Source organism: Paenibacillus sp. FSL F4-0125 (genome assembly GCF_038008565.1).
Classification (GTDB): Bacteria; Bacillota; Bacilli; order Paenibacillales; family Paenibacillaceae; genus Paenibacillus_AQ.
On record NZ_JBBOZJ010000001.1, the window covers coordinates 3,927,336 to 3,942,254 of the forward strand.

The 14,919-nt window shown below is 41.3% G+C and carries 12 protein-coding genes; 1 reads left to right on the forward strand and 11 read right to left on the reverse strand.

The genetic code is table 11. From position 1 onward, the window contains the following. Positions 1 to 79 precede the first annotated feature (79 nt). Positions 80 to 2,191 carry a glycoside hydrolase family 52 protein gene (locus tag NST74_RS17345; RefSeq protein WP_341113520.1) on the reverse strand — a complete coding sequence of 704 codons (2,112 nt, stop codon included), beginning with the start codon at positions 2,189 to 2,191 and terminating at the stop codon, positions 80 to 82. A 173-nt stretch (positions 2,192 to 2,364) separates the two neighbouring features. On the opposite strand from NST74_RS17345, the gene NST74_RS17350 reads away from it, so the two are divergent. Beyond that, positions 2,365 to 3,279: an AraC family transcriptional regulator gene (locus tag NST74_RS17350; protein ID WP_341113522.1), complete on the forward strand. Its 915-nt coding sequence runs from the start codon at positions 2,365 to 2,367 to the stop codon at positions 3,277 to 3,279. A gap of 99 nt (positions 3,280 to 3,378) precedes the next feature. On the opposite strand, the gene NST74_RS17355 is transcribed toward NST74_RS17350, so the two are convergent. The 10 genes from NST74_RS17355 to NST74_RS17400 all read right to left on the reverse strand — a co-directional run bounded on the left by NST74_RS17355 (position 3,379) and on the right by NST74_RS17400 (position 14,396). Then, positions 3,379 to 4,209, reverse strand: coding sequence for a carbohydrate ABC transporter permease (locus NST74_RS17355; RefSeq protein WP_042132262.1), 831 nt, complete (start codon positions 4,207 to 4,209; stop codon positions 3,379 to 3,381). Positions 4,210 to 4,216: 7 nt separating this feature from the next. Next, a complete protein-coding gene (locus tag NST74_RS17360) occupies positions 4,217 to 5,155 on the reverse strand; it encodes a carbohydrate ABC transporter permease (protein WP_341113523.1) in 939 nt (312 codons plus the stop codon). An 81-nt stretch (positions 5,156 to 5,236) separates the two neighbouring features. Then, positions 5,237 to 6,586: an ABC transporter substrate-binding protein gene (locus tag NST74_RS17365; protein WP_341113524.1), complete on the reverse strand. Its 1,350-nt coding sequence runs from the start codon at positions 6,584 to 6,586 to the stop codon at positions 5,237 to 5,239. 242 nt (positions 6,587 to 6,828) lie between these two features. Beyond that, the gene (locus NST74_RS17370; RefSeq protein WP_341113526.1) at positions 6,829 to 8,583 is read right to left on the reverse strand and encodes a cache domain-containing sensor histidine kinase; all 1,755 of its coding nucleotides are present in this window, start codon (positions 8,581 to 8,583) and stop codon (positions 6,829 to 6,831) included. A 20-nt stretch (positions 8,584 to 8,603) separates the two neighbouring features. Further along, a complete protein-coding gene (locus NST74_RS17375) occupies positions 8,604 to 10,217 on the reverse strand; it encodes a response regulator (RefSeq protein ID WP_341113528.1) in 1,614 nt (537 codons plus the stop codon). 298 nt (positions 10,218 to 10,515) lie between these two features. Beyond that, a complete protein-coding gene (locus tag NST74_RS17380; protein WP_341113529.1) occupies positions 10,516 to 11,148 on the reverse strand; it encodes a DUF4515 domain-containing protein in 633 nt (210 codons plus the stop codon). Positions 11,149 to 11,335: 187 nt separating this feature from the next. Continuing rightward, positions 11,336 to 11,893: an AAA family ATPase gene (locus tag NST74_RS17385; protein ID WP_341115918.1), complete on the reverse strand. Its 558-nt coding sequence runs from the start codon at positions 11,891 to 11,893 to the stop codon at positions 11,336 to 11,338. 293 nt (positions 11,894 to 12,186) lie between these two features. Continuing rightward, entirely contained in the window at positions 12,187 to 12,954 is a 768-nt protein-coding gene (locus tag NST74_RS17390; RefSeq protein ID WP_341113530.1) for a nucleotidyltransferase domain-containing protein, read from the reverse strand. Positions 12,955 to 13,167: 213 nt separating this feature from the next. Further along, the gene (locus NST74_RS17395; RefSeq protein WP_341115919.1) at positions 13,168 to 13,674 is read right to left on the reverse strand and encodes a GNAT family N-acetyltransferase; all 507 of its coding nucleotides are present in this window, start codon (positions 13,672 to 13,674) and stop codon (positions 13,168 to 13,170) included. A gap of 134 nt (positions 13,675 to 13,808) precedes the next feature. Continuing rightward, positions 13,809 to 14,396, reverse strand: a complete 588-nt coding sequence (locus NST74_RS17400; RefSeq protein ID WP_341113531.1) for a chloramphenicol phosphotransferase CPT family protein — start codon at positions 14,394 to 14,396, stop codon at positions 13,809 to 13,811. Positions 14,397 to 14,919 lie beyond the last annotated feature (523 nt).

A 14,919-nucleotide genomic window follows, 5' to 3' on the forward strand; every position in this document is an offset into this window, starting at 1 on the left:
CGTGTTTTTACATAAAAAAGCAAACGGCCCCTGCATCGAAGGTCCGTTTGCTTTTCATTTCTATATAAAACTGTCTTCCTTATTTCTCATCCAGCCACAAAATCGCCGTTACTCCACGTGGATAATATTTACTGCCCGTAATTTCACCGGAAATAATCTGATCACTCCAGCTGAAGATCGATAACTCTGGATGGGTAAGCCAAGCCACGTGAGCGCGATCCGCTGCCGCTCCGCGTTCATCCCATTTCAGCCCCAAAATGTTGCGGGCGATGAACTGCGAGAGATAGATTTTGCTAAGCCAGCTGTTGTTGCTAGTGGAGGAGATTTTCCAACCACCATCCTCAAATAAGCAAACGCCCGGCTTCAACACCGCCTGTAAGTGATTATCAAGCGCACCGATATATGCGGCGAACCGTCCATTGCGATCAAGCGCTTCCTTACAACCCGTATAGTAAGGGAATACAAGGCCTTCTATAGCCGGAATGATTTTGGAGTCATTCCCCTCTCCTATGACAGCCGGAATATATCCGTCTGCTGTAACACTTTCCACCATCGTTGCAGCGCATTTCTCTGCTTGAATCCCTGCTGTTGTGGACAACTCCGCACGCCCATACGCTGCAAATATTTTCTCCATGGCCAAGTAAGCCGCCCAGCATTTTCCTGCTAAATAAATATTATTGCGAGCCTGACCTAAGGAGACATCCAGACTGTCATACGTAGTAATCTCTGCGCCACCCATCGTACGAGAACTATCAAGCCCCATAACGCCATTTCTTTGTTCAGGATCTGGATGATCCCGATTTAACATACTATCCAGACACTTCTCCAGGATAGTCAGATTTCGTTCCATCCAGCTCCGGTCGCCAGTATGCTCCAGATAAGTTGCCGCACTCAGCACCCAGTTTACCAATTGTTCATGTGTCATATGTGAGAAGCAACCATCAATGCCATATAACTCATAAGCGGAATAGCCCGGACGTGAAATTACGTTGGCCACACCCATATCATGCGTGAAGCTGATTCCGCCCGGATACACTGTATCATCCCCAGGGAAACGCACCGTATCTTCATAGCTGAATCTTTCCACGAACATATCCAGCTCATTACGTACAGTCCAAGGATTCAGACGCAGCTCGTAGAATAACTGATCGACGGTAAGATCAAAGGTATTCATCATCCGGTATTCGCCTTCGTTGACGATCCAAAATGGCTTATTCTTATAATCCAGCAGTTGCGTGGAACCATAATAACTACGAATTGCATGCGCTAGCATAAAGGTTTGATCTTCGGATAGATTTGCATGATTAAACATCTCGTTAGCTTTCTCCGCTTCTTGTTTAAGAACGTCGAATTTAGCTAATGCATATTCGGCCACTGCCTCAACATTGTTGAAATAGCGATTATAGTAATAGGTAGCATCCATACCAGAGGTAACATAACCCGAACGGTGAAAACAAATTGCAAACCGGTACGTTTCTTTTACTCCGGCTGGAACATCCATGATCAAAGCACCCACGCGCCCCAGTCCAAAGGTCCAATTCTCCTGTAGCTCCTCACTTAGAATATCCTCCATCGTGAAATGAAGTGCGGACTTTGTAGTTCCTTTCTCGGCAGCAATCGCAATAAATCTTCCTTGTCCAACGCCTGTAATTTCAGATGATACATCATCCAGTCTTCTCATTCCGCTATAAACATCTGTTCCCTGAAAACCAAAGAACGCGCGACGTGAGGTAGCTGATGAGGTGTTATCCACTTCGAGCTCAACCAGTACTGCCGGCAGCAACACTTCCTTCATTTCTTCCACAGACGCAGTTTCAGGATCCGGTACTGATCGAACTGGCGAGAGAATTCGGAAGGTCAGATCCCCCGCACTCCAGCTGTCAGTGGCTACTCGGAAATCTCGAGAAATCTCATTTTCTTGAAAAGGGAACAGAATATTCTCCTTATCTGGATTAGGGTCTGGATTCTCGATGTCATAGCGTTTGCTCTCGTCATCTCCGCCTATCTCATGAAATGGTAGTGTGTCATACCCTTTCCCATCCGTGCGTTCTAATCCTATGAATATATTCTGTCTAGGAGGTTTGGCCATCTCCAAATCGAAACCACCACTAGCTCCTTTAAATCCTAAAGTAAAACTCGCAAATGCACCGATCGGTGAATGATGAGCATTAAAAAATTTATTATGTGACATAAATAAATGCACTCCCTCCAACATGATCCCGGATACCTCCGGGCTATATTTCCATGTTATCGATATTTCTAGAAGTGCAACAGGGTTAAAGCCTTCTATTATTTGGGCAAATCAAACATCGCTAACAACCTATGATATAATTAAGCCAAATTATATTGTAAAAGAGGATTGAAATGATTTCGAATGATCCCGCCTTCCATAATTCAATTGACGGACAGATGTCACCAGACATTCAAGCAGCCTTCCATATCTTTGCCGCGCATTGGAGAAAAGTAAATTCGGATTGGCAATATCCTGTACACACTCATCCGATGTTTGAGATTAATATTGTCCTTCAAGGTGAGCAGCAGATGACGGTCGGCAATAAGTGTTTTGTCCAACAAAGCGGCGATATTTTATTCATTCGTCCCGGTGTTGAGCATAGTAGTATGGGCTCAAATGCTGACTGTGACATGACTTATTACTGCTTGCATTTTGATATCGATGATCTGATTTTGCGGCGTGCCTTACTAACAGCAGATGCTGTTAGTCTCAGCGGGAACACCCCCGAACTGCTGGCCATCCGTTCCGCTCTAGATGTAATTATTAACTCTTCCATCTTATCCGAGTCTAAAGACACACATAGAAATCGCTTGATCACACTCCATGCTTCACTGCAGCTTCTGACCGCGCTCAGCGGTTGGGTGCTTTCGGAAATGCCTCTCCCAGCAGATACAGAAGCTACAGAAAATACAGTTGCCCTAGCTAACGCTATTGAAGGACTATTGCAAGAATCCGTCTCCACCGCTGACAGCACAGGCGAAAGAGGTGGCGGTATTGAGAATATTGCGGCAAAGCTTGGATACAGTACAACGCATTGCAATCGTGCTTTTCACCAAATCTATGGGATGTCACCAAGGCAATATTTATCCCGCTTAATCATTCGACACGCCAAACTGCTGCTGATGGATAATAGTCTGTCTGTCGAATCTATCGCCCACCGACTGGGGTACCGGGATGTTTCCCATTTCAGTAAGCAATTCAAACGTTGGACAGGTCTTCCACCCATGGGATACCGCCGTTTAACAGAAAATCCGAGCACGCATTAAGATCTTTACAGAAACAAAAAAGGATGTATCCCGCAACCCACCAGTTGGTTACAGGATATATCCTTTTTAAACGAATTTCATTTCTACCTTCACACGCCCTTAACCTTTCGTCGCACCTGATGCAATCCCCTTAACAAAATACTTCTGCAAGGCGATAAACACAATCAACACAGGTACAACCGACATCGCTGTTCCCGCAAAAATCATATCCCAACGTGAAGAGAATTCTCCGATATAACGGTAAATTTCAACAACCATAGTCTTAGCCTGTCCAGAGGGTAATACCAGCATCGGCATCAAGAAATCATTCCAGATTCCTAGCCCATTTAGAACAACCATACTTGCCGTAACAGGCCCTAATAAAGGAAAAACTATTCGCCAGAATATCCCGTAACGCGAGCAGCCATCAATCTCTGCCGCCTCTTCAATTTCTCTAGGGATTCCTTTGACAAAACTGGTATACAGCAGACATCCGAAACCTACCGCACCGGCTACATAAATAAGAATAGGTCCCGCAAGGCTACCGTACAACCCTAGCATTCTAAGTTCCTTGAACAAAGGAATCATGTACGCTTGAAAAGGAATCATCATTCCGGCCAAAAAGTATACGAACATGAAGCGGGTCCATCTAACATTTCTACGCTCAATCGCATACCCTGCCATCGGAATAATCAAGACCTGCGCAGCGATGGATACTGCTGTTAGAATCAGACTGTTCAGAATTGCCCTTGGAAACTCAGTTTCAGTTAACAGGTACTTAAAACTCTCCAAATAAAGGGTTTTCGGAAAAGCAATGGCATCCTTCATGATCTCTGCATTGCTCTTGAATGCTGACATCAAATTAAAGAAAATAGGAAAGAAAAATAGAATAGCCACTAATAATGTAACTATAAAAAGTGCGATTTGCCCAACTCTTCTGCGTGTCTGCATCGTCATTTTAGAGCTGCACCTCCCGCTTCTGGAGCACCTTCACTTGGAAGACTGTAATGATCAGTATGATTAAGAACAGAACCATCGCCAGCGCAGTACCAAAGCCTTGTCTTAATTCACCAAACCCAACTTTATAAATGATATACGTTAAAGTCTCCGTCTCAAAGCCCGGGCCGCCATCGGTCATAACCGCAATTTGATCAAAAATCTTCAGAGCACTGATCATAGAAAGCACCATACACACTGTCATCGCCCCTGCAAGCAGCGGGAAGGTGATATGCCGGAACTGCTGCCACCCCCCTGCTCCATCAATGCTGGCTGCTTCATTCAATTCCTGCGGAATCCCCTGCAATCCAGCGAGATAAATGATCATATAATAGCCCGCACCTTTCCAAACAGTAGACAATATAATCGACAGCATCGCATATTTAGGATTGCCCAGCCAGTCCACAATCCAGCTTCCAAGTCCGACAGACTCTAGGATCTGATTGAATACACCAAAGTTGTAATTCAAGATCATCGCCCACACAAAACCCATTACAATCCCACTAAGCAGTGTAGGGAAATAAAATACACTTCTGAATAAATTCCGGAACCAGCGTACCTTATCAACCATCATAGCCATTGCAATAGCAGCAATATTCTCTAGTACAACAAGTGAAATGGTCAGGATCATCGTATTTTTCAACGCATTATGCACCCTAGGACTATTCCATATTTCCACAAAGTTAGCAAAGCCGATATATCTCACGTCATCGCTGATGCCATCCCATGAAGTAAAGCTTAAATAAACACTCCCTACCGTAGGGACGATAACGAACAAGGTATATAGAATAAATGATGGCAGTATAAACAGCAGAGCATAAGACTGCCATTTCTTCTTTTTCTTTTTCTGCTGCACAGTGGCTATCAGTGACTTGTCAGTATTAACTGCGGATGTAGCCATAGCTGCTCTCCCTCCCCTGAGACAGGCTTGTTAAAAAGAGAACCTCTGCAGCAGCAGAGGTCGCTCTAACAGGCGCTGCTCTTACATCTGATTAGCCTTCACTTGGTTGTCATATTCTTTATCAGCATCTTGCATATATTTAGTTACGTCTCCATCTTTCACAACAAGATCCTGCAGCAATTTGTAATACCAGTTACGGAACTGTGGAGGAATCAAGTTATCACCCCACCAGTTGTTGATCGCTAAGGATTTTACTACATTCGTGTCAGCAATAAGATCCAATGCCACTTGCATTTGTTCGCTAGTATCATATGCTACTTTTTCTTTAGTAGAAGGAATTGCATTTATCGTCGCTAAATAATTCGAATATTGTTCTGGGGCGAAGAAGAAACGGATAAAATCTTTGATGGCTTCTGTTTTGTCTGCGTCTTTAACGGCTTCAGTGGATAAGGACCAGCCTGCTGGAGATGGAAGACCAATCACATTGGTTTTCCCTTCACGGTCAGGAAGACCATAGAATCCAAATTCAAAATTCGGGTCTGCTTCTGCAATTTGTGTAAACATCCACGTACCGGAGTACAATTGTGCTGCTTTCCCGGAAACAAGAATTGAAGCAGTTTGATTGTCGCCCGTACTCAGCCAGCCCTTATCTACATAATTCTTGAATAGCTCTTTGAAATCAGTAATGCCTTGAACAACATTAGCATCTGTGAAGCTGACTGTTTTTGCTGTACGCTTGGAGTTCCAATCCGGATCTTTCGAGTAGACATCATCGATCAGGAATTTATTCACCCAGAAGCCCATATGGAAAATATCTTTTCCGCCTACTACAATCGGAGTAATACCCGAAGTTTTTAACTTCTCTTGGATGGCTATGAATTCGTCATAGGTTTTAGGAAGCTCGGTAATCCCTGCATCCGCATATGCTTTTTTGCTGTAAATAATTCCTTGTGGTGCGTTGACCTGCAGTGGTGCATTCCACACTTTGCCATCCACTTGAGGTGGGGCTTCGAACAAATCTAGTAGATCGGAAGGCAGCTCTACAATTTTACCTGCATCAGCAAAGACTTCTGTATCACGCATTTCCACCAAATCCGGGAATTCTCCCACTGCATCCTTGGTTTTGAGCCAGTCAAGATAAGCTGCCGAGGAGGTTTCACTCAAATCTTTGATGGTAACGTTAGGATTTGCTTCTGTAAACTTTTTGACCGTATCTGCGATAGCTTTTTTGGTAGCCGGATCACCGGATGCGTAACCTATCGTAAAGGCAACCTCCTTCTTCGTCTCCTGCGGTGCATTTGCAGGTGCTTCGGATGCCGGTGTATTGCCTGCATTATTGCTGGCACTGTTATTATTGCCGCCGCAAGCAGTCAAAGCTGTCGTTGTGGCAAGCAGCAATACGGATAATTTCATCATTGTTTTTGTATACATCAGTTAGTAGCCTCCCCTTTTGTGTTTCACTGTGGAAACTGAAGCAAGATGTGCGCATCATCTCTCGAAAGCGTTTCCGTTGGTATTAGAATAGCATTCATTATTGATGGGTTGAATGAACTTTTTTAAGCGCGATATGCGGTGAATTTAAGATGTGTTCAAGTAATATTCCAAAAAAAGAACGAAAGACCTCAGTCTTCCGCTCATCACTTATCCCTTTTATATTCCTTCACCATCTGCGTCTATAACTTCTCGACAATTGGAAACGACAACAGAATCGATGTCCCAATATGCTCCCGACTGCTGATGGACAGTCCGTACTCTTTACCATACACTGTACGAATCCGCTCATGAACATTTTTTAAGCCGACATTTTTGCTTGGCGAACTAGCTTCTTCTAGATTTTCAGATAGCTGCTGAACCTTTTCCTTGCTCATTCCGATTCCATCATCATAGATCGTAACTAGCAACTTATCCTCTCGCTTCTCGATGGTTAACCCGACTGTACCTCTTCCTTGACTACGTAGTCCATGCTGAATAGCATTTTCAACAATCGGCTGAAGAGACAATTTCAGAATGTACCCATTCAAATTCACTTCCGGCGAGACGTCCGCGACAAGCTCAAACTTATTCTCATACCGTACAGAAATGATATAGAAATAATCCTGCAGATGATCCAATTCCTCTCGGATGCTTACTTTATCCTCCCCATAATCAATCACATATTTCAACTGGTTGGAGAGCGATAGAATCATATCAGCAACCTCGTCATTATCTTTATCCACTGCATTCATTCGAATAACTTCCAGGGTGTTGTATAAATAATGCGGACGAATCTGACTCTTCAAAGCATTCAGCTCCGTTTGCTTCTGCTTGATCTGGGCCACATAAGCTTCATCGATATAGGCCTGTAAACGCTCGACCATTCGGTTAAAGCCATGGCTAAGTCTACCCATTTCATCATTGCTGCTCACTACCATCTGAGTATCTAGATTACCGGATTCTACGATAGCCATTTGCTTAATTAAGTTTCGAATCGGGGCAGCCAATCGTCTAGAAAACCAGACTCCCATAAGGATCATTACCATCGCACAAATAAACATCGCAATAAACACGGTCGTACGGGCTGAAAAAAGCTGATCGAATAAATTCGCGCGATGAATTCTTGCAGTCACCTTACCGTTAAGAAAAGGAATATCTTCGCTAAGAACAATCATTTCCTCTTCTTTCCGAGCATGTAGACCCTCACCGTTCGCTGCTGCGCTCTCATTCGCGAAATATATTTTCCCCTCACCATCTTGAAGAAACAGATCATCTTGTTCGCCGAGATTCAGCTCCCTAAAAAACTGGTTGAATAGTGATGCATCTACGTCCATGAACAGGGTCCCTACGACTTTTGGCTCCTTAGCAACACGCCCAGAAATATCAATCAATGTACGGCCAATCGTGAACACGTTACGTTTTGATCCTATGAAATATTCCTCGGAGTGAGTCGGAAAAATAGCCACATGTGATGGGTTCGGAGCCATTACCGTCAACCATTCTTTATAGGGCAGCAGATCGAAGTTAATCCCTTTGTTCTCTTTTTCCTGATAATAAAGCTTATCGTCTGACTCCCTGTGAAAATAAACACTAGTAATGAAAGAGTCGCTGTACAGAACCGTTTTTAGAAAAGATTCTATAGGGATCGTATTGATTTGTTCTAGCTCATTTACGTTATAGGTTTGGTTCTGTGAATAGCTCTCGATAAAGCCTTCATAACGCCCTGTATACATCAGTTTGGATATCTCATTGTACTGATTAAACGCCGAATTCAAGTTATAACTCATATATAACACCATTTGCTGCAAGTTCCTTGTAGTATAACGCTCGACATACCCAGAGAAAGTCTGAACAGAGATATAGCTAAGCGCAAATAACGGAATCAGGCCGACTAGTAAAAATGAAGCGGAGAACTTAACAAATAGGCTTTTGGATCTTCGGCCCCAGATAAACATGAATGAAGGCATCTCCTTTGCTATCCATCTGACGATAGGCTTTTGAAGGATTGCTTATACTCTTGTGGCAGTTTCCCATATTTTTTCTTAAACATGTCGCTAAAATGCCGTGCATTGTTATATCCTACGCTGTCAGCAATCTCATAAACCATCATATCGCTTTGCAGCAACAGACGGAGGGCGTGATTCATTCGGACCTCAGTTACATAATTCTTAAAGTTCTGTCCGGTATGCTTTTTGAAGAAGCTACTGAAATAATAGGAGTTCATAAACATCATCCCCGCTATAGACTCCAGCGTAATATTTTCCGGATAATGCTCATCAATATAAGTCTTCACCTGAGACAGTAGCTTCAGTTCCTTGTTACCCATACGGCTGCTGATTTGCTCAGACATTTTGGTTAGAAGCATTTGGAAATCCTCCACCACCTCTTGGAAGGTAGAATGACTCGCCATTCGTTCCAGAATAGGACAAGTATCCGGTACGAAAGGATCTGCCTCCACACCAAATTGCATAAGCTCCTGTTCAAGTTGGAGGATCGTATTATAAACAGTAGACACTGCTTGATTTCTATTCCCGTCAGCCATGACTCGAATCTTCTGAAGCAGGCGCGCGCTCTCATGTGCTATTTGCTCTCTGTTCTGAGACTTCAAGGCAATGATTAGAGCAGATTGTATTTCTTGCAAAGGCGTTACGATTAACGATTCCTTTTCACACTCATTCTTTTTATAAGGAATGACTTGATTTAGACCTACGAAATATTTACAGTGTAGCGCTTTCAAAGCGTTGCGATATGAAATATCAGCTTCATCCATTCCGTCTACGATGTTGCCCACGCCGATGGAGACCTTCAATTTGAGAAAGCTATTAATCTTCCCGTGCAGATCCACAGCAAGTCTTTCCGGTTCCTCCGCATGTTCATGCTGGAGTAGAATACAAAAACGTTCACCTTTACGAAACATATAACTGTTTTCTCTTTGCTCTACGGTTTCTTTAATAATGTTGGAGAGCGCAAAATCAATCAGCTTACGTTCGCGTTCCTCCCATCTGGATGGCTGCCCTGAGGATTCATCCGTCTCTACAATACAAATACTAACGTAGCGGCTGAGCGCAATAATCCCCATATCTTGCAGGGTATCCGCTGTTCCCTTGTTCCCGTCCGTCAGCTTGTCGAGCAATTCTTCGATGGTTAATCTGTGGTTCCTCAATTCATAATGGTTCAGCTTTTCTTTGTTACGTTCACCTTCCGTCTCTTGACGAATAAGAGAAACAGCTTTAGTTACCACCTGCTCCAGCTGGTTCTTGTTCACTGGTTTCACCAAGTAATCCAGTGCACCATATTGCAATGCCTGCTGAGCGTATGTAAACTCCTGATAAGCGCTTATAAAAATAACCTTTACCGACCTGCCAGCTTCATGAATCTCGCGGATAATATCGATTCCTGTATAGCCAGGCATACTTATATCACTAATAATCAAGTCAGGATTATGTTCTTCGATCTGTTGCTTCAGTTCAAGACCGTCGTTGGCTTCTCCAACTATAGTAGTTCCAAGATTCTCCCATGAAATCAGTTTTTTTAAGCCGCGTAATATCACCGGTTCATCATCGGCGAGCAGTACCCGAATTGTCTTCATTCTGCAGTCCTCCTACCCTAGAAAAATCATCTCACAGCAGTACAATAAACTTATTCTAATGATAACAGACAAACAATCTTTAGTGCATCACCATGAGAATGAACTTTCTTAAGGAGAAAGTGCAGTTATTTAAGAATCTGATTTAAAGAAATATTATACGGTGACGGTCGTAACTTATTCTTTTTAGTGTCTGTAGAAAATAAAGTGTTAGACTGCCCGAATATAAAAACCAGCGGCAGTTTTGGACTTAAAAATAAAGCCCTAGACTGCCGCTGGTTTATTGAGCTCTCGTATCCCGTTAGCTTAATAAATCCAACACTTTGTTTGCATATGTAATCCATTCTTTTTTATCAGTATTTATTTCTATGGTCGGCAGGATAGATAAACTAGATTGTTTACGTAATTCCGTTTGGGTTTGGATAAAATCATCAGCTGAATTTCTGATTTCTTCTACTGTTTTGTTCGTCCATTCGTGGGGTGTTCGACTTTGGATTCTTTGCTCTACGTTGCCAGAAGATACGGTTAGTAAAACACACTTTGCACCGAGGTTAAACAATTCATTTTCAAGCGATTCGATTTCATGTGAAAGCTCGGTGGGAAATGCTACTCTATGATTCAAATGAAATCTTTCCAATATAAAAAAAATACCTCTTGATGCCTGTGATGCATCTGGACCCAGATAAGCTGCCCATTCGTTTAATTGTCGTAACATGTTTACCCGTTCCTTCAGCAACTGAAGGTGTTCATCACGATTTAAACGTTGAAAATCTCCTTGAACATTGTTTAACACTTGAGAATAATGTTCACTTAGAACAATGATACTGCGCTCAGATGATTCATTTTGTGCATGAACTTGCTTCAGCGCTTTTAAAACAGACGTTTTTCCAGCATGTGAAAAACCCTCTAGAATTACTCCTCTTATATGGCTCACTTAACACCCCGATCTTACAATTATTTGAAATAAATTATATCAAAGATCACTGAACAAAAGCTCGGAAAGTAGCCGGAACTTTCGAAAGAAACTACCACGCTAAACTGCCCGTTAGTTGAACAAAAAAAAGCAGCTGCCGAAGCAACCGCTATTCTACTAACGTGTCCCGTTAGTTAAACAAGAATCGTTATAAAGCGAATCTATTTTTTATGATTTCAGCAACTTCACGAGCGTTGATTTTCGTATTGTTTATTCTCAAATAGTTTTCTTTTTTAATTTCTCCCTCTAACGAGTTCAATCGATGTTGCTCCATTGTCTGTTTTAGATCCTGTTCAGAGAATGTGATATCTCTCTTTGTCGGTTTATGTTCAAGTCTATGGGGAGTCTTGTTACGCTCTATTCTCTCCTCAAGATCGGCTTCAAGTTCAACAAAATAGACATCCGCACCTTGAGCCTCAAATATTCCACAAATTTTATCGACATAATCCCAATCGCTCTGCAAATCGAATCCCCATACATATGTGAATATCATTCCATACAATTTACTGGCGGCGGTTGCTTCAAATATATCCTGACGGAATTTATCCGATAATCCCCACATTTCACTACTGAAGCCAAAATAAGGAGCCAGCAATTCTATCGTCATATGGTTATGGAACAATTTCAAATCAGAAATCATTTCCAGTTCATGCCCCACTGTCATTTTACCTACTGCCTGCGGACCAAATATCAAAACAAATTTCATGATTTCACCACTTTTGGAAGTTATTTTAATCATAGTACCACAATTGATCAAGTTATATTGCACTAACCTGCCCTTTAGCTTAAAGATAAAGCAGCCGATCGATCTGGACGGCTGCCTCTCTGTATTTATTGAACTATCGTTTCCCATTAGCTCAATAGTCTTATGTTTTAATTAGAGTCTCTGCTTATAGTTGTGAGGCTTGCCGAACACCTAACGCAGTGACGTCCCGACGGGCTTAGGGGGCTGGATGTGGTCACTCGCTTCTCAGAGTGACCCGGAGCGTCAATATGGTGTTATCCGAAGGAAGTTCTGGAAGCAGCCATTGCATTTATGGCGTTCTCAAAATAACTATATACTTCATCTGCAATTCCCAGAAACTCTTCAACAAGTACATTACTATCCAAGTAACAAGCATACAGATAATCAACTAAAGCGGAGTCAATCTCACAATAGTTTAAAATGGCATTCTTCATCTTAATAATGTCATCTTGCCATACACCTGTATCTTCTAAAACCAAAGAGTATAATGCACGAATTAATCTCTTAGAGTAACCTTTAATATATCTAGTTTTCATTGTGTTATCACTAGCATTAGAAAGTAAACTATGTATATGATCTACTTCCTCCTTGGTCTCTGTATTTAAGTCTAAAATGAACTTTGGAGAAATAATTATCGGTGGTACTTGTTCACCAACGTCATGACCATATATGCAAACACAAATTATCTTTACCCAAAACCCCCACTCATTTGGTTTACTTAATACATCGTCAATCGAGCAAATTATCGTATCTATCTTAGTTACTACTGGATATTCTTCCAAAAGCCTATCTTTAATATTTGACAATCTTTCGTAATCAATATCTTTGGGATTTACACATACAATAGTAAAGTCTGCATCTGACTTAAAAGGTTTAGCAGTTCCTTTTGGAATCGAGCCACACATATAAATGCTATGAATCTTACCTTTAAATTCGGTAAGTATATTATCTATGTACTTATCAACAAAATCCTTATATTCACTTTGTATTACAATTCTATTTATAACTTTTTCTAATATCATATAGACTCCTCCTAAACGAAGAACTTCTTTCGGCTGACGTCTTTTTGCCAACTTCGTAAATTCGTCATGACTTGACTTAAGTTATTCGCGAAATCATTCAACTATCCTGCCCGTTAGTAGAACGAGTTCCTGACTAATGAGTTACTTTCATTTCGTTTCGGATCCTTGGATCCAAATAATATATTGTTGTATTCGAGAATCGTCTCTATTCGCTTATGGAACTGGGATTTCTTTTTCCATAATAAAATCATCCATGACAAATCCATTCCCGATATCCGCAATTTGTTCCCGCACGGTTCGGAAGCCTTTTTTCTCATATACCGCAATACTGGCTTCATTATAACGATTGACCGTCAGCCAAATATGGCTTAGGTTTCGGTCTTTGCACAACTTCTCCAAGAATGCCAACGCTTGGCTGGCATAGCTGCGTCCTCTGTACTCCTTGCCAATATAAAACTTGCTCAGGAAGAGCTTCCCTTCTTCTTGTCTAGCTGAAATATATCCGACTGCGGAGCTATCGTTATGGATCAAGTAATATTCGTAGCCCTGTTGAAGGATCTGATCCTTAATCGCTGATACCGATTGGAACTTGCCAATCATGTATTCAATCTGCTCGATTGTAATAATGGAAACATAATATTCGCGCCATATTTCTGCCGCCAATCGAGCAACTTCAGCGGTTTCTTCCGCTGTATTCACGTGTGGAAACATAAGCCTCATGACATGTGCCTGCCTTTCTTGCATCTCTCGCTTCATCCTGTTTCAATAGAATATCATAAATTATTATAGAAGCTTAGTCGCATGTTAAACTGCCTGTTATGCTGGAATCTGGTGTTATCTGATGAATACGTCTTCTAGGAAACGCTAACCGTTCTTTTACTTAATTTCTTAAATACCGAGTATTCCTTATTGGACTTAATATAACTTAATATCTCTTCGGCACATTCTATTGGATTCATCTCTTCAGTATTTACTTCCAGGTCATATTCATCAATGCAATATACATTGCTGAACTGTGAAGCCGCAAGTCCAATTACTCTATCTCCTCTTGTTTGCTCTCTTCTTATGAGTTCTTCTTTCGAGCATAATACACCTACAAATAATGTAGGCTGATCGAAAAATATATCAAGACACTCATTAAACCACTTGTCATTTTCGATTACGGTATCTACTATTACATTCAAACCCATTTCTGAGTACAATTTAATTGTCGAAAAGTACATAGAGATTAAGGGATCAAACATTATCTGTGCGATAACTTGCTCATCGACTTCTCTCGCAGGTTCAATATCTGAGAATTTATTTTTAAAGAAATCCTTAACAAAATCATCTATTGATAAATGATGAAAAAGAATCTCTTTCTGATTCATCAGTTCAGTAGAAATACTAGTCTTTCCTGAACTTGAAGTTCCGTTCATCAACACAATAATTCCTTGCTTCAAACGAATCACCCTCACCTATAAGATTTACATATCTTTCAGATAACGTTACATTCACAAAGTTCATAAAATTATCCAACTTTTATAACATTCGAGAAACGATTGAACTATCCTTCCCGTTAGCTGCAACGATTCACTGTAATTAAAGGTCATACATCAAGTTATCCTGACCCAATAATCTTAAGAAAAGAACAAGAGGTTTTGTATGGAAAAGAAGATACCCAATTTCCTAATTGGATTTTCTGTAAATCAATTGCTACAAGCAAAGAGGGATGGGCTCCAACTTTTTGTTTATCTGAAATATAAATTCAATTATATAAATCAGGTTAAATACCTGATTTTTTGTTAATATTTTGTTTCGCACCTCCATTACATGCTTCTACTTCGTCTAATCTGTTAGGAGAGGAGGGATATTTGAAACAACATGAAAATAAGGAAGTATATTTGGCAGTAGACTGTAAGTCCTCAACAATATTCCTCAAATTCTATTACCTCGCTTTAGTATTACAAATTATACAATATTTTC